Annotated in this window: 19 protein-coding genes; 7 read left to right on the top strand and 12 right to left on the bottom strand. The window is 41.3% G+C overall.

Going from position 1 to position 20584, the window contains the following annotated elements; all coding sequences use genetic code 11:
• Positions 1 to 460 precede the first annotated feature (460 nt).
• On the top strand, positions 461 to 622 hold the full coding sequence (locus FXV91_RS00335) for a hypothetical protein (RefSeq protein WP_229387224.1): 162 nt from the start codon (positions 461 to 463) through the stop codon (positions 620 to 622).
• A 249-nt stretch (positions 623 to 871) separates the two neighbouring features.
• On the opposite strand, the gene FXV91_RS00340 is transcribed toward FXV91_RS00335, so the two are convergent.
• Together FXV91_RS00340 and FXV91_RS00345 are read right to left on the bottom strand one after the other, a co-directional pair.
• Positions 872 to 1555, bottom strand: a complete 684-nt coding sequence (locus FXV91_RS00340; RefSeq protein ID WP_229387226.1) for a hypothetical protein — start codon at positions 1553 to 1555, stop codon at positions 872 to 874.
• A gap of 946 nt (positions 1556 to 2501) precedes the next feature.
• Positions 2502 to 3977, bottom strand: coding sequence for an alpha/beta fold hydrolase (locus FXV91_RS00345; RefSeq protein ID WP_229387228.1), 1476 nt, complete (start codon positions 3975 to 3977; stop codon positions 2502 to 2504).
• Positions 3978 to 4295: 318 nt separating this feature from the next.
• On the opposite strand from FXV91_RS00345, the gene FXV91_RS00350 reads away from it, so the two are divergent.
• The gene (locus FXV91_RS00350; RefSeq protein ID WP_229387230.1) at positions 4296 to 4493 is read left to right on the top strand and encodes a hypothetical protein; all 198 of its coding nucleotides are present in this window, start codon (positions 4296 to 4298) and stop codon (positions 4491 to 4493) included.
• Between the two features lie 771 nt (positions 4494 to 5264).
• Here the strand turns inward: FXV91_RS00350 and FXV91_RS00355 are convergent.
• From FXV91_RS00355 to FXV91_RS00390, 8 genes are all read right to left on the bottom strand, one after another.
• Complete coding sequence (locus FXV91_RS00355) at positions 5265 to 5954, bottom strand: TIGR00153 family protein (protein ID WP_229387231.1); 690 nt, start codon at positions 5952 to 5954, stop codon at positions 5265 to 5267.
• Positions 5951 to 6979: an inorganic phosphate transporter gene (locus FXV91_RS00360; protein WP_229387233.1), complete on the bottom strand. Its 1029-nt coding sequence runs from the start codon at positions 6977 to 6979 to the stop codon at positions 5951 to 5953. The genes FXV91_RS00355 and FXV91_RS00360 overlap by 4 nt, the downstream gene beginning before the upstream one ends.
• Before the next feature lie 1034 nt (positions 6980 to 8013).
• Entirely contained in the window at positions 8014 to 8688 is a 675-nt protein-coding gene (locus tag FXV91_RS00365; RefSeq protein ID WP_229387235.1) for a phosphoribosyltransferase, read from the bottom strand.
• A 122-nt stretch (positions 8689 to 8810) separates the two neighbouring features.
• The gene (locus tag FXV91_RS00370) at positions 8811 to 9521 is read right to left on the bottom strand and encodes an SDR family oxidoreductase (protein WP_229387237.1); all 711 of its coding nucleotides are present in this window, start codon (positions 9519 to 9521) and stop codon (positions 8811 to 8813) included.
• A 267-nt stretch (positions 9522 to 9788) separates the two neighbouring features.
• Entirely contained in the window at positions 9789 to 10499 is a 711-nt protein-coding gene (locus FXV91_RS00375) for an SDR family oxidoreductase (RefSeq protein WP_229387239.1), read from the bottom strand.
• Positions 10500 to 10689: 190 nt separating this feature from the next.
• The gene (locus tag FXV91_RS00380) at positions 10690 to 10950 is read right to left on the bottom strand and encodes a UBP-type zinc finger domain-containing protein (protein ID WP_229387241.1); all 261 of its coding nucleotides are present in this window, start codon (positions 10948 to 10950) and stop codon (positions 10690 to 10692) included.
• A gap of 67 nt (positions 10951 to 11017) precedes the next feature.
• The gene (locus FXV91_RS00385; protein ID WP_229387243.1) at positions 11018 to 11854 is read right to left on the bottom strand and encodes an ABC transporter permease; all 837 of its coding nucleotides are present in this window, start codon (positions 11852 to 11854) and stop codon (positions 11018 to 11020) included.
• Between the two features lie 3 nt (positions 11855 to 11857).
• Positions 11858 to 12844, bottom strand: coding sequence for an ATP-binding cassette domain-containing protein (locus FXV91_RS00390; RefSeq protein ID WP_229388542.1), 987 nt, complete (start codon positions 12842 to 12844; stop codon positions 11858 to 11860).
• Between the two features lie 368 nt (positions 12845 to 13212).
• On the opposite strand from FXV91_RS00390, the gene FXV91_RS00395 reads away from it, so the two are divergent.
• Positions 13213 to 13575: an STAS/SEC14 domain-containing protein gene (locus tag FXV91_RS00395; protein WP_229387245.1), complete on the top strand. Its 363-nt coding sequence runs from the start codon at positions 13213 to 13215 to the stop codon at positions 13573 to 13575.
• 444 nt (positions 13576 to 14019) lie between these two features.
• Here FXV91_RS00395 and FXV91_RS00400 read toward each other — a convergent pair whose 3' ends face one another.
• Complete coding sequence (locus FXV91_RS00400) at positions 14020 to 15189, bottom strand: ATP-grasp domain-containing protein (protein WP_229387247.1); 1170 nt, start codon at positions 15187 to 15189, stop codon at positions 14020 to 14022.
• A 259-nt stretch (positions 15190 to 15448) separates the two neighbouring features.
• Positions 15449 to 16879 carry a flippase gene (locus tag FXV91_RS00405; protein ID WP_229387249.1) on the bottom strand — a complete coding sequence of 477 codons (1431 nt, stop codon included), beginning with the start codon at positions 16877 to 16879 and terminating at the stop codon, positions 15449 to 15451.
• Between the two features lie 194 nt (positions 16880 to 17073).
• Here FXV91_RS00405 and FXV91_RS00410 point away from each other — a divergent pair, with 194 nt between their 5' ends.
• From FXV91_RS00410 to FXV91_RS00425, 4 genes are all read left to right on the top strand, one after another.
• Positions 17074 to 17964 carry a glycosyltransferase family 2 protein gene (locus tag FXV91_RS00410; RefSeq protein ID WP_229387251.1) on the top strand — a complete coding sequence of 297 codons (891 nt, stop codon included), beginning with the start codon at positions 17074 to 17076 and terminating at the stop codon, positions 17962 to 17964.
• Positions 17965 to 18226: 262 nt separating this feature from the next.
• Positions 18227 to 18589, top strand: coding sequence for a VOC family protein (locus FXV91_RS00415; RefSeq protein ID WP_229387253.1), 363 nt, complete (start codon positions 18227 to 18229; stop codon positions 18587 to 18589).
• A gap of 238 nt (positions 18590 to 18827) precedes the next feature.
• Entirely contained in the window at positions 18828 to 19835 is a 1008-nt protein-coding gene (locus tag FXV91_RS00420) for a DUF5996 family protein (protein WP_229387255.1), read from the top strand.
• A gap of 146 nt (positions 19836 to 19981) precedes the next feature.
• Entirely contained in the window at positions 19982 to 20521 is a 540-nt protein-coding gene (locus FXV91_RS00425; protein ID WP_229387257.1) for a phosphate-starvation-inducible PsiE family protein, read from the top strand.
• The last annotated feature ends 63 nt before the right edge of the window (positions 20522 to 20584 follow it).

The following is a 20584-nucleotide window of genomic DNA, read 5'->3' on the forward strand; positions in this document are numbered from 1 at the left end:
TCCCCGGGTAAAGGTTTGGTTTTTAGGAGTAAAATGAATTTAATCATATCGCAAAAATGAATTATATGCCATAAAAAATTCGAGGAATATTATCTCTATTCTTACGGGAAAAATGTAAATATCGGGTTATTGAGGATAGAAGTCATAAGACATACAGAAAATTCGGAGTTTGTCGAATTTTTGGTATTTTAATGATTCTGCTCGCAACTGCCGGGAACAGCAAAAGAGATAGCAGGTAAAACGTATATTCTCGACCCAAATCCCGCGGGAATTTAGTACTGTAACATTTGAAGAAGAGAAGAGAGAGGCTCTACTTATCCTGGGCCTGCCTGAAAATCAGGAGCAAGAATACTTCCTGGATCTGGATAATATATCCCTGATCTCTTCCGGAAGTTTTAGCCTTGCAGCAGCGACAGGATCACGGGAGTCGGACAATATTTTTGTTATTTATCTGGACGAAGTGGGAAACATAAACCAGTGCAGAATAATCCTTACCTTCGAAGCCGGCCGAGTTGATGTCAGGATGCAGGAAATGACAGGGCGTGGTAAAGCGGAGATTGGAGGCAGACTTGAGAATAACAGTCACCAAATAGCAATTGAGTGTAATAATCAACGGGTGTAAACTGTGTGGAGTAACTCCTTATCAGGAACTTTCTCCTCACCTGACCGGAGACCTGTAAAAGATCAGTAAAAATCTCATCGTCTGCAAAATTTCATTTCACATCTGCAGAAAAATAAATTAAAGAGAATTTCGTTGAGCCTCTTTAATGGATTGTTTATAATTCAATTCTGTAGATGGCTGGATTTAAAGGCTTTTCGAAATTCTTAATTTCACATTTTATTTAATCCTGAATGAGCCCTTTAAGGACTTTCAGTTGCAGGCAGATGCAGCCTGTACAGGGCAGGATCCTTCAAAGCTCTTTGTCTGTGAGCAGTCAAAGCCGTAGTTGTTCTGGATCGCAGATAGGTTGCACGTTCCATTTTCAAAGCATCCCATGTCACTGTTGGCATCAAAGGCAACCTGGTCACAGGTGATGCCGCACTCGGTTCCATCGCAGCTTATCTGTTCACAGTCGGCTTCACAGCTGGACTGGTCACATGACTCGTCACAGCAGGTCCCATCACAGCAAATTCCGTCGCAGCAAGAATCGCAGGTTGTCAGGTCACATTCACCATCACAATTTGCCTGACCGCAGGTTCCGTTGAATGAAGTTTCATCACATGTCCCATCGCAGCATGTTTCTTCACACGAAATTCCGTCACAGTTTACCTGGTCACAGCTTTCATCACATGCGGTTCCGTTGCAACCTGTTCCATTGCAGCAGATTTCACCACACGAGGTATCATTACATGAGGTCCCGTCACATGAAGTTTCATCGCAGGAGGTTACATCACAGTTTGCCTGGCTACAGTCTCCATTATTACATGTTGCCCGTTCATCGGTTGTCTGGGTACATGCTGCCTGGTTACTATCTGCCTGGTTACATGTTGAAGCTGCAGAGACTCCTGCAGGAAGTAAAGCCAACAGCATCAGAACAGCAGAAACAGATGCCATAACTTTAAAAATAGACTTTTTATTGAAATTCATTTTTTTCCTCCTATTTTATTTTTGATCTAAGAATACACGCTCAAGACCCACTGGGAAAATGAACATATAAAAATACTTTTTTCTTAGATCAAAAATAAAAATAGAAAAATAAATTTAAAGCTTTATAAACCTTTACCTTATTTTTTAAAAGGTTATGAGGTAATAAATTGCGATTAACTATACCTCTCACCAGTTAAAACTCAAATACAGGACTTTTCGAGAGTGAGTGACACTTAATCTCTTCAGAGATTCTTTTATATTAGAGAGTGCCTGTTCTAGACGGCTCTTTATGCAGACCAGAACTGTTAAAGCCTTTTAAGTTTCCAGCAGTGCAGACCTGCCGGCTTCAGGAGAAAATAGAAGTTAGAGCCTGTATTTCAGAACGCTGCCTGCTTTTCGGGTTATTTTCGAGTCTCATACTTCTCGTGTCTACACCACCTTCCATAAACGTGTTACTATCTACTACCTTTAAAATTTTCTTTCAGCTCATTATCGAGACTGGCAAATATTTAGGCAGATCAGGGTGTGTATCCTGAATCAGGTTTGAAAAATTCTTGTTTTCTTCAGTCCAGGTACTGCCTTCGTGTTTTTTGTGTTTTTACGGGCAGGCAATCCTTGATCAACCGTTGGACATTATTTAGAATCAAAAATAGAAAAGCAGAATAAAAGAGAAATAAAAAATAAAGAAGAAATTGGAAAAAGAGTATTTTTCGGGTATTATTGACTTCTTTTTGGTTGTATCCTTGCCGGTTTTCTACTCTAATTAATGAATTTTGCTTCTTCTCTTCTTTTTTCGCGGGAAAACCGCTCTCCTGAATTGAGAGTGGCAAAAATGGTTCGGCAGAGCGAATTCCATTGTATGGGTTATAAATATTTGTAATTCGGTCCTCTTGGATGCTTACCATTTCACTACTTAATCTTCCATTTCGTATGTCCGCTCCGAAATCCAGCCCGCTATCAGTTCCAAAGCAGCAGGAGAAATAGTCTCTTCAATCTTTGCGTACTCAGAAGGAGACCCGGTTTGAGCGGTCTGGAATAAATGATTGAGCCCTGGCAACTCTATTGTGATATAATCTTTGTTGCCTCCCGCCTTAAGGGCTTCCTCAATTGCCTGCAGGTTTTCATCTGGTGGTACCTGGAGGTCTTTTTCACCGTTCATTGCCAGTACAGGACATCTAACCTTCATCAATGTCGGTTTGGGATCATACGTCAGGAAATGGCGCATCCACGGTGACAAAAGCGTCTGAATCTGAGCTTCAAGGGCAGTTTCGGAGTAGCCGGAGTTCTGTTTTTCTTCTTCACTCATGTTTACCAGCTCATTTGTCAGGAGCTTGCGAAGCTTTTCCGCGGCAATTGTGTTATTTTGTTCCTCTTTTACTATAGAATACATGCTTTTCATAAGAATATCATTCCGGGTGATAGTCTCGTTATCCATCCCTTCTGCCCTGGCAATAAGGTCACTCTGGAGGTATAGAATTTCTTCTCCTGTAAGGCCGGGGCCTGCCATCATTACAATAAATGCAACATCAGATGACTGTACTGCTACAAGCGGGGCAATCAAACCGCCTTCACTATGCCCTATCAATCCGATCCGGGCCGGGTCTATATCCTCGCGGCTTTTTAGATACCCAATTCCGGCAAGTACATCTCCTGCGAAATCCTCAGTAGTGGCCTGCGAGAAGTTTCCGGTTGACCCTCCAATGCCCCGGTCATCGACCCTGAGCACGGCAATACCCTGGAGTGTCAGATAATCCGAAAGTACAAGAAACGGACGGTGGCCCAGAACTTCCTCATCACGGTTTTGCTGGCCGGAACCACTTATGAGAATTACTGCCGGAAAAGGACCTTCAGATTGCGGAAGAGTTAACGTGCCTGCAAGCTTTACTCCTGCTTCTTCATTTTCATAAAAAACTTCTTCCTCGTCATAAGGATAGGGTTTTACAGGATCCTGTTCTCTTCGCGTGTCAGGCATTTTCTCAATACGAGAAAGCACAAGCGGAAGAGTTAATCCGGACTGTTTCCATTCGCCTTCGATTGTTTTGCCATCCTCTAAAAGTGTCCCGTCAAAAGTACCCAATATGGATTTAACTCCCAGATGCAGATTATTATCCTTATAAGTGACAACGTCTACAGGAATTCCTTTTGCTCCCTGGTCAAGGCTGTCCATTGTCGAATTAACAGAGCCGTCAGGTCTGGTGGAAATGTTGAATAAAATTCTTAATTCCGCTCCGCCCTGAACCTGAAGGGTCCCAAGCCAGAGGCCTTTTATTTCTTCGACATCTACACTGCTTTCAATATCTCCATCAGATGCAGCCGGCTGAGAGATACATCCGGAACCAGCTGCAATAATAGCCAATAAGAACAAATAAACTGTAATTTTTTTATCCATAAAAAGCCCTAACCTATCCGTTCTCTAAATAGATTCATAATTAAGGAATAAAATTTTGTATGAGGGTGACAGGTACATTCTGTTTTTTACAGTACTCATTTTCACAATATTCATTTTTACAGTACTCATGTTCACAGATTCATTTTTACAGTACTAATCTTCATAGTACTAATTTTCACAGCACTAATTCTTTACAGTACCTGTTTTTCTTTCTAGTAATCTTTTTCTTTCTTATACCTTTAAATCTTCCTCATTTAATTTATTACCTATTCGATATCGCTCTCTCCAGCTGATTGAGAAAAAAGAACGAAAATTTCCGTGGGAATAGGAGGAGTTCTGAAGACCATTGGATTTGCAAACCTTCAATCTCAGACAGGGAGCCTGCTTGCTTTGATCGAGCCGGTTGCAGGCGTCTTTTTTGATCTCTTCTTTCTTGGAGTTGCTCTTTCAACAGGCACACTTACCGGATGCCTGCTTGTTCTTGCTGCAGCCGTAATTATCAGCCGCCCGAATTGAGACTCGCCCGAATTGCGACTCGCCCGAATTGCGACTCGGGAGTACGCGGTCCTTTTCGCTCCACTCCGTTTCGCTCAAGAGGACTAATTTATAGACTAATTTATAGATTAACAGCAGTTAGCTTTGCTCAGGAGGATTGAATCGCAAATATTTCTAACCAGTACAGCTTCACTTGCGGTTTTAAATCATTCCTGTCACGCTCGACGAAGGAGAGCAGCCTTTCCCAAAAAAAGTTATAAGGGGAGAGAAAGAAGAGAAAAAAGGCATAAGAAAAGAGATACAAGAAATAAAATGCGGTAGAAAAATAGACAATAATCAGAAGCAGCATAAAAACTGGCAAAGTACAAACAAAATAAAACTTAATTCTACCTGAAAAATATCCATTTACAAGCCTCCTTTGTTGCTTTTTTTGCTCTTCAAAGCTTCTTCTTTGTCCTTCTATATCTTTCTTCTTTTTGGGAAAGGCCGCCAGACAAGCTGGCGGAGGCGTTAATATTAATCTGAACTGAAAAACGATTTCCGAAGCTAAGAAAAATATTACTTCAAGCGAGAGGGTGTTTTTATTGTTTTCTTTCTCTTAATAGAGGTACTGGTTTGCAGGTTCTATTTTCGGCCTTCCTGACAGTCAGATCCTGCCCAGCGTGGTGCAGGAATAGAAAACTGAAAAACTTATTCTCTGGACCCTGGAATAAAGCGGCAAACTGATCAAAAAGGATCTTCATAGCTCGAAAGAAATATGAAGTAAAAAAGAAAGATGAAATAAAAAAGCGATTACCTTCTGACGATCATAGATCTCAGGCGGTCAGCTGCACTTGCGGACTTATCGGCGATGCCTCCTATCCTTTCGACAAGCCCCATAAGGTGGCAGACTCCTGCCCCCCCAAGAGCCTCTTCGTGTTCAAAGATCTTTTTTAAGAGGGCTGTCTCAAGCACATCCACATCATGCTCCAGCTTTTCGACCTCAGGGATGATCTGCATTGTTTCTTTGATTTCTTCCTTGCTGAAAGACGTTGTAAGCAGCTTGTAAAGTTCACCCACGAGCTGGTCATACATCCGGGCTGTTTTAAGGGAGGTTGCCATGAGTTCCAGAAAACCTTCTTTGATTTCATCAGGAAGGTCTTTGCAGGGACGCAAAGTCATCCAGTAGGCTGAAGCCTGAGCAAAGTCGGCGATAGAGTCCTGCTGTTTGAGGAAAGAAAGGAGGTCCTTTTTGTTCACAGGCAGCCTGATGGAGGAGGGTATACTTGCCCTGATTTTCTGTTTGATTTTGTCGGCATCGTGTTCCAGTGTATCGATTTCATCAGTTAGCTCATTAAGAAGTGCCTGATTACCTGTACAGTAAGCTTCCATTGCTTCAGCAAGTTTTTCGACTGCAAGCACACCTTTTTTGGCATGCATTTCGAGGGGGACGAAGGGAGATTCTGCGACCACGTCGAGTACGGAACGGATGTAGTCTTTCATAAAAAGATCACCTCGAGCCCCACAAAGATTATTGCCGATGTAAGGGCAGCTATGGGGACTGTTGCTATCCAGGAAGAAATAATCCTCCAGATTACGCTCAGGTCAACGGCTGCAAGCCCTCCTGCAAGCCCTACACCAATAACCGAACCTACCAGGGTATGAGTAGTCGAAATCGGAAGGGAGCTATAACTGTGGAGCAGAACAACCGAGGCGGTTGCAAACTGCGCGGAAAAGCCTCGAGTTGGGGTAAGTTCCGTGATCTTTGACCCTATGGTTTCGACCACTTTATAGCCCCAGGTTGCCATGCCTATTACCATGCCGAGGCCTCCCATTATAAGCACCCAGATAGGGATTTCGGCCCCTGTTACCCCCAGCACGTTAAGTGCGGCAGAGAGAGGACCTATAGCATTTGCTACATCGTTTGACCCGTGCGCAAATGCGATATAACAGGCAGTAATGAGCTGTAAGAATATGAATTTTTTCTCAACGGCAGGCATATCTGAAGCTCTGTGAAGGTAAACACTCCTTATCAGAGAAAAGATCAGAAATGCAAAAATAGCTCCAAGAGCCGGAGATATGAACCAGCTGGCAACGATTTTCAAAAGGACAGCCCAGTGAATGTCAGAAAAAGAGATAGTCCCGTTATAAGCAGCGATCAGCCCGAAGCCGAGCACAGAACCGACAATGGAATGGCTGGTTGATACGGGAAGGTTGTAAAAGGTTGCGAGTGTTATCCAGAAACTTGCGGCAAGAATTGCAGCCAGCATCCCCAACACCACGATATCCGGGTGAATGCTGCTGATCATATCAATGGGGACGATCCCCTTTGCAATTGTTGAGGTAACCCGTTTTCCGAAGAACACGGCACCCAGGAATTCAAACACAGCGGCAATGACAATGACCTGCTTGATTGTTAGGGCACCCGTTCCTACTGAAGTCCCCATAGCATTTGCGAGGTCGTTTGCCCCTATGTTCCAGGCCATGTATAAGCCTGCAAGGATAATTGCTATGACAAGTAAATCCATTTTTTTCCTTACTCCAGAGATTCTAAACTCCAAACTGCTATAATTATGATAATGCTGTAGATTTCTTCCACTTATGTTTGATTTATGGAGCCTCCACCTGTTCTCCTTAAATCCATGTCTCTTATGGTATTCCAGACCATTTCATTATATTTTATGTTTTCCATATATTTTAGGCCGCTCTATATAATCTATAGATCTATATACATCTATTTTTAATATATTTTAATTCCTCTTTTCGAGTGCAGAGATTCCTCTTGAAGGTGTTTGACCTTCATTAAATTTATTTAGGATGCCAGCGCATGAGTCCGATTTAACCAAATTAATCGTTCTTAAGCAAATTGATCTTTCGGGCTGAGGCATCATATTTACAAAGAGTGTAACGATCAGCCGGGTTTAAAGCCTCAGTGATTTCTGACCCTGCCAGATAATTGTGAGTTTTCCGGGGATTTCCTGTCGATTAAGGAGTGTAAATTCTCCAGACAGGAATACTTTCCGGTATTCAGAAATAACACAAAGCTTTTAATTTAGCTGGCTATTCCCTGAATTTCAGATAAGATCCATAATGATATAATGCCCGGAACATGGAGATTTGCCCGGGAGCGAGTTAAGGGCACAGATTGGCAATAGCATTCCCTAATATTGACCAGATTGTCGGGCATTCGAAGAACAGTGAAAAAGAGTTAGTATGACCAATCTATGACCAATCTATGACCAATCTATCAATCTATGACCAGTCCTGTTACCAGAACAGAACCAGTCTTTAAGATCGCCCTGTGATCACTCGGCAGGTCATATACTTATCCCGAGTTAGATAAATAAAAACATACGAATAACGAAATTGGTAACGGAACTCCAAGAATTTCCTGATATATTATACATTTCTAATATCTGGCTTCTGAGTGTTTTAATTTTGCCTCTTTACTTCAATCTCTTTACTTCAATCCCTTTACTTCAATATCTTTAATTCGATCTCTTTAATTCGATCTCTTTAATTCGATCCTTTAATTCGATCTCTTTATAATTCCGGATTTCTTTCAGGTCCCTGGTCCAGATTGATCAAACTCATGTTCTTTCAGCTCTTTTTCCCTGATCCTTTCCCTGAGCAGGTCAAGCACCTCTTCATCCGAGACATCATACCAGTTTTCATAAACCTGAGCAACAGCCCTGAAGTGGACAGGAATCTCGAGCACAACGAGTTCATCGGCTTCTTTTGCTATCGAGTCTGCTACATCTCTTCCTGCTACAGGTACGGCAACCACAACTTTTCCTGCTTTTCTTTTTCTGCAGAGTTCGATACATGCCCTCATAGTAGAGCCCATAGCAATCCCGTCATCAATAAGGATCACTGTTCTTCCTGCAATGTCAGGCAGGGGGTTTCCCCCTCTCAGGGCATTTACGCGCCGTTCTATTTCGGCAATCTGTTCCTGTTTGATCTGATCGATGGTCTCTCCGGCAAGCCAGTAACCGGCATTTTCAAAAATAAAGGTGCTCCCATTCTCAGCAATTGCCCCGAATCCAGCTTCCGGATTATCAGGAAAAGGCAGTTTCCTTGCAATTATGAGGGAACAGTCAGCTCCCAGACTCCTTGAAACCTGCAGTCCCACTTCTACTCCTCCACGCGGAATAGCAAGGACAAGAGGGTTTTCAACCCTGTACCTTTCAAGAGCTTGAGCCAGTTTTTCTCCTGCATCTTTACGGTTTTTGAACATGATTCCACCTTGATTTCAATATTGTTCCTTTTTTCATCTCTTTTCACAGAACAAAAACAGAATTTTCAACAAAATAAAATAAAATAAATAAGGCATGAATTTTCAGCAAAGTAAGATCTGAATTAGACAACCTTGAGAGGAGATCTGTAAACCTCAATTGAAGAGCCTGAAGGGAGGGTCGTTTCTGGCAAACAAAGTTCAAGTACCTTCCTTGCAACATCTTCGGGTTTCAGGACAGGCTCATCCGAGTGCAGCGAGCGATACATATCCGTATCCACACTTGCAGGGCAGACTGCATATACCTGAACGCCTCCTCCTATTTCGTAAGCAATAGACTCGGTAAAACCGATTACAGCAAATTTCGAAGCGCAGTATATAGAGAGTTTGGGTATCCCATGCTTTCCAGCACCTGAAGATATGTTTATTATCCTGCCTTCTCCCCTCTTAAGGAGATAGGGAAGAGCATATTTCGTGCAAAAAAACATGCCTTTTACATTGGTATCCATAACATTTTCATATTCTTCTCTTGATGTATCTACCATATACTTCCGGTATGCTACTCCTGCGTTGTTTACGAGAATATCAACCCTTCCAAAGGCACTTATCGCATCTGAAACCATGTTTTTGACATCCTCTTCTATTCGGATGTCCGTACTTACTGCAAGAGCTCTTCTACCCTCTTTTTCTACCATTCGGGCAGTTTCCCGAATATCTTTTCCTGTCCTTGCAGCAATTACAATGTCGGCCCCTTCTCTTGCGAGTGCCAGGCATATCGCCCTTCCAATTCCTTTCCCCCCGCCAGTCACGACGGCTGTCTGACCTCTCAATCTCATAAAAATCACTTCATTTAATTATTTATCAAAATAAAGGATACATTTTTGGAAACAGTATTTCTAAAACTAATTTCTGATAAGGCTAAAAACAGAGAGTTGAAGATCAACTTGAAAAAACTCTCCTTAAAACCCTTAAAAAAGAAACGGGCGTTCCTCAGATAACATGTATTCAGAGTTCGATAAGCTAAGATTTCGAATTTGAATTCCGAATTCAAAGTCCTGTACGTTTAACCAAATTCTATATCTTTGCTTTTACATTTTAAACTCTTATAGTTGAGGGGCAGGCAGAGCACTTAACTCAATAATCTTCCCGGATGCAACTCTTGAATCAGGAGAGGCGAGCTCCAGAACTTTTTGCGCAATATGTTCAGGTTTGAGTTCAGGCGTATTTGCATAGATTGACCGGTACATATCCGTATCCACAGCGCCAGGGCAGATTGAGTAAACCTTTATTTCCCCTTCCAGTTCGGAGGCAATTGCTTCGGTTATGCCGTTTACAGCAAATTTCGAGCCGCAGTATACGGAAAATTCAGGTATACCGTGCAGCCCTCCTACTGAGGAGATGTTGATGATCTTTCCGTTCTTGCTTCTTCTGATATAGGGAATTGCATATTTTGTGCAGAGGAAGACACCTCTCAAGTTTGTATCCATGGTTTTATCGTACTCTTCCAGGGTGGTTTCTTCCAGCCGCCTTTTATATGCCACCCCTGCATTATTAACAAGAATATCAAGCCTGCCACATTTATCAATAGTCATCGAGATCAGGCGCCTTACATCTTCTTCGCTGCGCACGTCAACCGGAATGGAAAATGCTTTGCTCCCCATGCCTTTTAACCTATCCAGAGTTTCTCTGGATTCACTCTCATCCCTTGCAGCAATTACGATATTTGCTCCTTCTTTTGCCAGAGCGAAACAGATAGCTCTTCCTATCCCTTTGTTCCCTCCTGTTACAATGGCTGTTTGACCTGCTAAACTCATTTGTACCCCTTTTATTCAGCTATTTTTATCTAATCTTTTTTTATTAAATCAAGGGATAAGAGGAGGGATATATTTTTGGAAATTAAGTTTCTGAAAAAAGGTTTTTTTTTAATTAGAATTAAGCCTCCCGTCATTTTTATCATTTTGAGCTCTCAAGTTCTTACTACAGGTGCCCTTTATTTTGACTCTTTTATTGCAGGTACTCGCTGTCTATATAACAATACTTCCAGTCTTCTCCAGGCTGGTAAGATTGAATAACCGGGTGCCCCGTCTCTTCAAAATGCTTTGTCGCATGCTTGTTTTTTGACTGGTTACAGCAGCCTACGTGCCCGCAGGCCAGGCATATCCTCAGGTGCACCCATCTATCCCTGCTTTTCAGGCATTCTTCACAACCCTTTGACCCCGGTTCAAAATCCTCTAATTTTATTGTATCCCTATGCGTGCATACCATAGAATTCCCCTTTTCTCTGTTCTGAATATGCGGATCATGTAACACTTACTTGTGGATCACATAATAGTTATGTGACGGTAACCTTGGTAAATCTCCACCTCGCAATAAAAAACATTATTCCTGCAAAAGCCAGCAAGGCAAGATAGGAAACAAGAATCTCTTCCTGCGTGTAAGTATAGCGGATTCCAATTGCAGAAAAGTCGCTTCCTATTGCAAAGTACCGGATGCCGCTGACAAGATGCGTGAGCGGGTTGATCGTGGACAGAGCCCGGAGCATAGGCGGGAAAGAGTCTACAGGATAAAGGGCGTTACTCGTGAAAAAGAAAGGCATGGTAAGCAGAGTTATTACTGCCTGCATCCCTTCCGGGCTTTCCATAGTTATCGCTATTGCAGCCGAAAGGAAAAGAAACCCGAAGGAGAATGTGCCTACAAAAACCATGATCCCTATCAGGGAGTAAACAACCTGTATCGGCGTATAGCCCTCAAAAAACTCAACTCCGAGCAGAAGCCCGAACCCCATGATCACAGCTGCCTGGATAAAGGATTTGGTCATGCCGGACAGCCCTATCCCTATAATAACATGGATTCTCGGAAGCGGGCTTGAGAGAGTCTCCCGCATAAGCCCCCAGTTTTTGTCAAAGAGCAGCACTGTCCCCCCGAACAGGCTCGTAAAAAGTGTGGTCATTGCAATAACGCCTGCACCTATAAAGGTCAGGTAACCAACAGTCCTGACATCGGGAGCGACTGGCATGGTTGCAGTCAACCTTTCAAAGTTATTTGACATAGCAATTCCGAAAAATGCAAGCCAGAGTGCGGGCTGGACAAGTGAGGAAAACAGCAGAGCCCGAAACCGGACAAACCTGAGCATATCGCGCCAGTAGATGGTAAGAAACCCGGTGTTCACCTCTTAACGCCTCCTGACCCTGGGGATTACAACAGGACCTTTTTCTGCCCCATTATCCCTTAACTCCCTGCCGGTATAATGGACAAAAACATCATCCATTGACGGTTTTTTGAGGTTTACTGCCCTGATTGTGACCCCTCCGCTTCGAAGCCTGTCCATGATCTCAGGCAGCAGATATGTCCCGTCCACATTTACCATGACAATTATTCCTTTTGATTTTTCCTTAATCCCTTTTACGCTATCGAGATCCTTTAATAGCTCTGCAGCTGTCCAGTTGTCGCCTGTTTCCAGGTAGATAAGGTCCTGACCAAGCGTATTTTTTAACTCCCAGGAACTGCCTGAAACAACTATTTTTCCGTGGTCTACGATGCTGATCCTGTCACTTAGCTGGTCGGCTTCGTCCATGTAATGCGTGGTCAGGAAAATGGTTGTTCCCTGACGGTTAATGTCCCTTACATATTCCCAGATCCTGATCCTGGTCTGAGGGTCAAGCCCGATTGTCGGCTCGTCCATAAAAAGCACCTTCGGCCGCGTCATAAGCCCTCTTGCAATCTCAAGCCTGCGCTTCATCCCCCCGCTCAGGTGCTTGGTAAGAGTATCTCTCTTTCCTTCAAGCTCGACCAGGCTGATCAGTTCGTCAATCCGTTCCTGTCTCTTAGCCTTTGGCATGGAATAGAGCCTGCCGTGGTATTCAAGAATCTCCCGCACGGTCATATCCCTGTCAAGGGTCAGCTCCTGAAAAACAATCCCTATGGATTCCCTGACCTTTTCAGGCTCTTTTTTCAAATCATGTCCTGCAATCTTTGCATTCCCTTTCTGAATAGGCAGGAGGGTAGTAAGGACATTGATCACAGTACTTTTCCCGGCCCCGTTGGGTCCAAGGAAAGAGAAGATCTCTCCCTTCTTTACTGTGAAACTGATATTATCGACTGCCTTTACTTCACCGAAAAAATACTCCAGGTTATTTACCTCTATGACGTCTTCTTCCAGAACAAGTACCCCATTTCCCCTTTACCTTAAAAGGATTAGACCTTCATTGATAAATAGATTTTTTGCTGCAGGGGCACTGTTTTCATATTTACAAAAAACAGGATTTAAACACAACGAACAGGTTTTACGCTATTTGCATGTTTATTGAAGACTCGATTTATTTGAAAGAAGGTAAAACACTATGTCTCCAATCAGGATTTTACAAGTAGGAATTTGATCCTTCAGCACCGTATTTGAGTACGCTATTAACTTTGCGCTGGTTTCAAGTTAAAATATATATTAGTTTGGAATAATAAATTTGATTAATTTTGAATCGTAATTAAACGAAGTAGAATTAAACAAAGTAGAACCGAAAAAGGGGGAGTAAAATGATAGAGATTATACAGGGTTTGCCGGAAAACGTCGTAGCAGTCACTGTAAGTGGAATATTAACGGGAGAAGACTATGACAGAGTGTTAGTCCCTGCTATTGAGGATAAAGCACAGAAGTACGGGAAGATCCGTCTCCTTTATCAATTGAGTGAGGATTTTGAGGGGTTTACCGATGATGCCATGCTGGAGGATGCCAGGTTTGGCATACGGCACATCACAGAGTTTGAAAAGATCGCAGTTGTCTCAGATGTAGAATGGATAATTAATGCCGTAAAAGTATTCAAACTTGTTATTCCCGGCTCAGTGAGAACCTACAGGAACAAAGACCTTTCCGAAGCAAAAGCCTGGATCAGTGAATGACTTCCCGTAGGAATATTACTGAAAAAACCATAAAGTTAAACATCCAAAATACTGTCAATATGCAAATCAAAGTTTCACTTGCGCACCCTGCAGCAAGCTAACGGGTATTCGAGTGAAATAAAACAGAATTACTCTACGTGCAAAACTGCCCTTTTTATTTTTCCATCAGTTTAAATTTTTTTCTTTTTTTTAACGAATCGCCAGGCAAGCTGGCGGAGAGGCTTATGTTTACCTGAATTGAAAAACGGTTTCCAGGGTTAAGGGAAATATCATTTTAGACCTGGATATATTTCTAAGTATCATCCAGGGCTCCTAGCTGTGGTTACTGATTTAAGGTTGCTATCATCTGATAAACCGGGTTACAGTCCAGCGTGGTGCAGGAAGAGAACTTAAAGCTTCTATCCCGGATTTCGTATACAAACCAATGAATTCCGGCTATCTAATTTATTTAAAAGTGATATACTCTTTCAAATCCGATTTCAGAATTCTTTCGATTTCACTCCAGCTGCTGTCCTTTGTTTCCGTAAACACGTACCCGAAAAGTCCGTACTTTTCATGGTCGGCTTTCCTTAGTTCCAGGGGCTTTTCAAAGTCTGAAAGCAATTTTTCATAATCGAAAGCCTTTACATTTTTCGAAATCACTTCCGCAGGCTTGTTCAATATGACAAGGCAGAAACTATTTCCTTCCTTACCTGCAAGAATTTTATCCCATTCTGGCTCAAGCTGTTCCAGGAAATACCTGTAAGTATTAATCCCATAGGCAAAATGTGCAATATCGGTTGTACACCAACCGGCAAAACGCATAGGGTTCAGTTCTATTAGCTGGACTCTCCTATCATTCCCGATCCGCAGTTCCATGTGCAGAGGGAAATTTCTAAGTCCGGCAAGCTTTCCGATTTCCTTTAGAAGATCTTCAACGGTTTCCCTGTAGGTTTCTATAACTGCTTTTGAGGTAAAGTATACCCGGTCGCCAACATCGTTTTCCGAAGAAAAGATATGTTTTAAGATATTGAGGACTACGGGCTTTCCTGCGCTGTTGAAGTAGGCATCAACTGCAAATTCTTCTCCTTCGATATTTTCTTCAATAATGAACTCTCCTGTGTCAAGCACCTGCACAGGATAACGTCCCTTAATTTCCTCGACTTCGGCTTTTATATGCTGGAGGACTGAACTCCATTCCTCATTGGTGGATATTTTACGTACCCCAAGGCTGAAAAAACCTACAGCAGGCTTTATGATAAAGGGCTTCTTTATTTCCTCAACACGGATCTCATCCAGCTTTTCAAACTCAACTCCCTGGAAATAGAAATCAGGGTATATCCTTTCTAGCAGTTGCCGGAATTTGATTTTGTTTTTGAAAAGCTCAATTTTCTCAGGCAGCCCGGTAAAGCCAAGGTTTTCAGAAATCCAGCCAATGGAATTTTCGGAATTGGAATAAAGAGAACATTCACCTTTTTCTTTTATGAATTCAATAAACTCGGCTTTGTCAAGAAACTTCAGCTTTTTTTTCGTACTTATTCCGGTTGCCATTTCATTTTTTAAAACGGGAACCTGCAGCTCTGCAGCAGTATCTTTTAAAAATTCAGAGACGTAGGGATGATCAAGGATTAACATTCTTTAACCTTTTTTGTTTTTCGGCCTGGATGTATAAAACTGGATATCTAAAGCCAGATAATAAGAGAGGTTAGTAATTAAGAGAGGTTAGTAATTAAGAGAGGTTAGTAATTAAGAGAGGTTAGTAATTAAGAGAGGTTAGTAATTAAGAGAGGTTAGTAATTAAGAGAGGTTAGTAATTAAGAGAGGTTAGTAATTAAGAGAGGTTAGTAATATTTATTGTGGAATTTATCGTGGAACGTATCAAGATCTCTCGGTATCAAACTGTGTTGCGGGAAATAAGTTTTAAAAGAATGCTTTTGTCATCAGAGTCTATCCAGCCGGTAATGTAAAGGACTGCAGCGAAAATCGGGACTGAGGCAACACTGAGGAACAGGATATCAGCATATGACCTGAAAAGGATAATAAATAAAGATACCACACATGCCCCTATGAGGGGAGAAATGGCTCCCTTGAGTGGATTTTCGTGTAAAAGGTTCTTATGAATCCAGAACAGGCCAAAGGTCATAGACCCGAGTACTGAAAATACAGTAGCAATAGCAGCACCCACATAACCAGTCGAAGGGATCAGTATCAAGTTTAAAATTACATTTAAAAGTGCGGCTAATATGGCTGTTTTTGAGATTATTTGCTGGTTTCCGCTGGAAACGCATGTGGAGCTGATAAGGACACTTATGAATGTAATTGCTGTTGCCCAGATAAGGATTTGCAGCGCAATTATTGAGTTCTGATATTCAGGGCCGTAGACTGTTAATATAATTTTTTCCGAAGTAAAGGTTACCAGGACTGCAATCAACAGACCTGCAGCGAAAAGATATTTAAAAGTCCTGGCGTATGCGAAACTAAATGAATCAAAAGAGTCTTTAAAATATTTTGACATTAAAGGAAATGTGGAGGTTGTAAACGCTGCCGGAAGAAAAACAAGCGCATCTGTAAGGCGATAGGCAGCAGAATAAAACCCAACTTCAGCATCTCCCCGTAAAAAGGAGAGCATAAGGACATCAATCCTGAAATATACAACCGTAAAGACCGAGGCAACGGCAATCGGGATAGCTTCTTTTATTAATTGTTTCATTAAAGGAAGGTCAACATCAAAAGATACTTTGACTAACTTTTTTGAGAATAAGACCATCAATAAATTATGTAGAAAAGTAGCTGAAACCGAAGCAAGGATAAAAACATTAAGCGTCGAATGGTTAGCAATAGCCAGGAAAACAAATACAAGAAGAAAGACCCTGCTAGCAAGGTTGAATAATAAAGAATATTCCATTCTCAGTTTTGCTTCATATATGGTTCCGTAGGCTCCTGTCCCGCTTATAAGCAGTCCGAGAGCCGCTATATACAATGCATTTTTTGTGGAGAGGGGGAAATTTATGACATTTATTAAAACAAGAGCCAGCAGTAAAGCAATAAACGCAAGGAAGAATTTTATTATAGTCCCGTTGCCGATCAGTTTCCCTGCTTTTTCAGGTTCTTTTGCAGTTTCCCTTACAAGTATCTGGTGAACTCCCAGGTCAGGGATGAAACTGAAGAAATAGATAAAAGCAAAAGCAAAAGAAAATATTCCGTAGTCCTCAGGGCCCAGGTAACGGGCGATATATAACATAGCTACGAAACTGAGTATATTCGTTGCAATGCCGTTAAGAAACAAAAATCCGCTATTTCTTGCAAGATATTTGACGGTCTGCATAAAAATATCTATACTGAGAACGCGATGAAAGAATATAACTTTATTGCTGAGTTTACCCTGAAGCCCTTATAAAAATATACGCAAAAATAATTAACACTCCCGGCAAAAATAAGTTAAAATAAGATAAAATTACTTAGCACGGCAACTATATATCCCCCTGAATTTCTTTATTTACTGAGGGGGAATGAATACTTGTGTACGTGTTGATAACGCCTGTAAAAGATGAAGAAAAGCTTCTTCGTGATGTCATTGAATCCGTAATTAACCAGACTGTAAAACCTGTTCTCTGGTTAATTATTGATGACGGAAGTACTGACGGCTCTCCAAAAATAATACACAGATTCGTATCCAGATATTCCTGGATAAAAACCATACATTTGCCTCCCCAACCGAGAGACATAATTTTTCACGTATCCTATGTCTATAAAAGCGGATTTGACTTCACATTAAATTACTGTGAGAGAAATAAAATAAATTATAATTTTATTGCTTCAATGGACGCAGATACAATACTGGAAAAAGAATACTTTGAAAAAATAATGCATAAATTTGAAACCAATAAAAAATTAGGGATTGCAAGCGGCGGACTATACCATGAAATAGATGGCAAATTAAAGCTGTCCGGACAGGCTGAAAACTTCCCTTCAGGCACAGGAAGAGTCTGGTCAAAAGAATGTTTTTTTGATACAGACTGTTTTTCACTGGAACCCTCTGCAGATTCTATTTCAAATGTAAAAGCCATACTGCGGGGCTGGCACATCCAGAGGTTTAACGAAATCCAGATGGTAGAAAAAAGGTTAACGAGCAGTGCTCAGGGTTTATGGAACGGGTATAAATTTAATGGATATATGGCTTACTATTTAAACAAAAATCCAATATTAATATTGTTAAATGTGTTTAACTATACTTTAAAGAGACCACACTATACCGGAATAGCATTTTTACTGGGATACATAAAGCCCGTTATTAAAAATGAAGAAAGGATAAGTGACAGAGAAATCCGGGAATATTACTGGAACTACAGATTAGTTGAATACAAGAAAATAGTAATTAGTAGACTGAAATCCCTGGTTTCCGCAACTTAATTGTGCATTTGTGTTCGGAGGGTTTCCGGTAAAAACGAAAATTTAAACATTCTTTTTTAGATCCCGATAATATAGCATTCGGAACTCAGATTCATTTAATTCAAGAAGTTTCTGAGGCCTTTTTCAGTACGCGTTTAAGCTACTGTTTCTTTTATGCATATGAAATCAAATAGAAAATCAAATTAGGGAGTCAAGTGTACAATAGAGAAGTTAAATATTAAAATCCTCTTTAAGTATAAGTGCTTTCATCTCAGGTGACATAATGAAAGTCCTAAAAACCCTCTCCCGCCTCTACATTTCCGACCTTAACTCAGCCCTTGACTTCTACGAAGACCTTCTCGGCACCCCCACAGCCATGCGTTTTGAAATCCCACAAATTGGCCTGGAACTGGCTCAGGTAGGAGATATTTTACTGATAGCCGGCTCGGATGAAGCTCTGAAACCATTCAGAAGTACGCAGGCTACATTTCTTGTTGATTCTCTCGATGAATTCAGGGCTTATCTGGAAGAAAAAGGAGCAAAAATTATCCGCGGGCCTGCAAAAGTTCCGACCGGCAAGAATATGACGGTAAAGCATCCTGACGGGTCAGTGATAGAATATGTGGAACACTCAAACACTGCCTGAAAAATAAGTTAAAATGATAAATTTGGGAGACTGTATTTGGTTTTGTTTTATTCTGTTTTATTCTGTTTTATTCTGTTCAGTTCTATTTTAATGTTAATATTTTAATTTTTTTATCCGGGTGGGAAATGTTTTAAACTTATAAATTAACCGGTTTGTATAAAATAAATCTTATAACTCTAGTCGAGTTATCAATAAATTCTATTGTCATTAAGTTAAGAGATTAATTTTGGGGGATATTATGGTAAATACCAGTTTTACAAGAGACGTTCAGTTTCCGGCTTTGCCGCTTGAAGAGTGGGAAGATACAAAGAATACACTACACCTGTTTCTGCAAATTGTGGGAAAGGTCAGGCTTGCTTTGAATCCGAAAATGAACCACTGGTGGCATGTGCCTTTTTATGTGTCTGTGCGCGGGCTTACTACGGGACCTATTCCTTATGAGGATATGACTTTTGAAATGGAATTTGATTTCAGAGATAAAGAGCACTTTTTGAGGATCGAGACAAGTGAAGGTGATTCGAAAACCGTGCCTTTGAAAAGGCTGTCTATTGCCGGGTTTTATGAAAAGGTTTTTTCAAGCCTTAATGAACTCGGGATAGTGGCAGGCATCAAGCCTGTGCCTTACGACATACCCGGAGTGACAGAGCCATTTACATCGGATTATCAGTACGCGTCTTATAATGAAGAATACGTGAACAGGTTCTGGAGGATCCTTGTACAGGTCGATTCGATCTTTAAGGTTTTCAGGGGCTGGTTCACAGGGAAAAGTTCACCTGTGCACTTTTTCTGGCACCATGCTGACCTGGCTTTTACTCTATTCTCAGGCAGGCCTGTTCCTGTCAGGGAGGAGGCAGATCCTGTAGAACGTGAGGCTTCTTCGCATGAGATGATCAGTTTCGGGTTCTGGGCAGGGGACCAGAACGTAAGAGAGCCTGCTTTTTATGCATATATGCATCCACAACCGGCCGGTTTTATGGACGAACCTCTGAGCCCGAAAGAAGCCTTCTGGAGCCCTGAAGCAGGGGAGGCGTTTCTAATGTATGAAGATGTCCGAAACGCAGATTCGCCAGAGAAGGCGGTGCTTGATTTTCTTGAAAGCGTGTATCAGGCAGGATCAAAGAGAGCGAACTGGGATATCGAATCCCTAAGGCTACCTTCATCTAAAAAACAGCTTGAAGAGCAGTCTGAAAAGCAACCTAAAGCGCAGCCGGAAATACTGGAAAAACTGGAAAGGCCTGACGCCTGAATTAATAATTAAAAAGTTAAAAAACTGAAGGGTTTTGAGCTCGTCCCAGAACTCAAAATGATTTTTTTGAATCTCGTATTCTGAATATCAATCGAGTTTCTGAGCATGGAAAAAAGTTCTGAAACCCTACTGATTTGAGAATAAAATTGGTTTTGGGACGAGCTCATATAAGGTTAGCCAATATTGTAGAAGCACTAACGTATCAAAGTTGGAATTTAAGAAATCGCAATCTTTTCTATGCGGGAGTAAAAATGAGAGCTCATTATAAAATATTCATGATAGATCAGGATAAAATATTTAAAACGATAATTGATTTAGTCACTATTATCGTCCTTTATATACTGATACTGGCGCTACTTGCCGGAGTGTTAAATATCCTCCAGGATATCAGATCAATTTTATTTGGAACTCTCGGTGGCGGTTTTGGTCAGATAGTATCCAGTGTCCTTACAATTTTTGTTCTTATTGACCTTTTCAAGACTTTTGTGGATTATCGTGAACATGAAGAAATCAGACTTACATATGTAACCGACGCTACGATTTTAATAGTTATGCGTGAAATCGCAGTAGGGGTATATGACCAGAGATTTGATTATCAATTTATTTTAGGCTTATCAACATTGCTGTTGATATTAGGTATAACAAGGGCTCTAGCTGTCAAATATCCACCTAATCATGATTTCTGAATCTTTTTAATTTTTTCTGGTTTGATTTCCATTTTCAAGGAAATTCCCAAATTCCAATTAAAT

Origin of the sequence: Methanosarcina sp. DH2 (genome assembly GCF_020804225.1) — an archaeon.
In the GTDB taxonomy this organism is placed as follows: Archaea; Halobacteriota; Methanosarcinia; order Methanosarcinales; family Methanosarcinaceae; genus Methanosarcina.

Bases quoted from the DNA above. Each gene is read 5' to 3' on its own strand.
- FXV91_RS00340 (WP_229387226.1), bottom strand. From the start codon at position 1,555: ATGGCATCTGTTTCTGCTGTTCTGATGCTGTTGGCTTTACTTCCTGCA.
- FXV91_RS00345 (WP_229387228.1), bottom strand. From the start codon at position 3,977: ATGGATAAAAAAATTACAGTTTATTTGTTCTTATTGGCTATTATTGCA.
- FXV91_RS00355 (WP_229387231.1), bottom strand. From the start codon at position 5,954: ATGAAAGACTACATCCGTTCCGTACTCGACGTGGTCGCAGAATCTCCC.
- FXV91_RS00360 (WP_229387233.1), bottom strand. From the start codon at position 6,979: ATGGATTTACTTGTCATAGCAATTATCCTTGCAGGCTTATACATGGCC.
- FXV91_RS00365 (WP_229387235.1), bottom strand. From the start codon at position 8,688: ATGTTCAAAAACCGTAAAGATGCAGGAGAAAAACTGGCTCAAGCTCTT.
- FXV91_RS00370 (WP_229387237.1), bottom strand. From the start codon at position 9,521: ATGAGATTGAGAGGTCAGACAGCCGTCGTGACTGGCGGGGGGAAAGGA.
- FXV91_RS00375 (WP_229387239.1), bottom strand. From the start codon at position 10,499: ATGAGTTTAGCAGGTCAAACAGCCATTGTAACAGGAGGGAACAAAGGG.
- FXV91_RS00380 (WP_229387241.1), bottom strand. From the start codon at position 10,950: ATGGTATGCACGCATAGGGATACAATAAAATTAGAGGATTTTGAACCG.
- FXV91_RS00395 (WP_229387245.1), top strand. From the start codon at position 13,213: ATGATAGAGATTATACAGGGTTTGCCGGAAAACGTCGTAGCAGTCACT.
- FXV91_RS00400 (WP_229387247.1), bottom strand. From the start codon at position 15,189: ATGTTAATCCTTGATCATCCCTACGTCTCTGAATTTTTAAAAGATACT.
- FXV91_RS00405 (WP_229387249.1), bottom strand. From the start codon at position 16,879: ATGCAGACCGTCAAATATCTTGCAAGAAATAGCGGATTTTTGTTTCTT.
- FXV91_RS00415 (WP_229387253.1), top strand. From the start codon at position 18,227: ATGAAAGTCCTAAAAACCCTCTCCCGCCTCTACATTTCCGACCTTAAC.
- FXV91_RS00420 (WP_229387255.1), top strand. From the start codon at position 18,828: ATGGTAAATACCAGTTTTACAAGAGACGTTCAGTTTCCGGCTTTGCCG.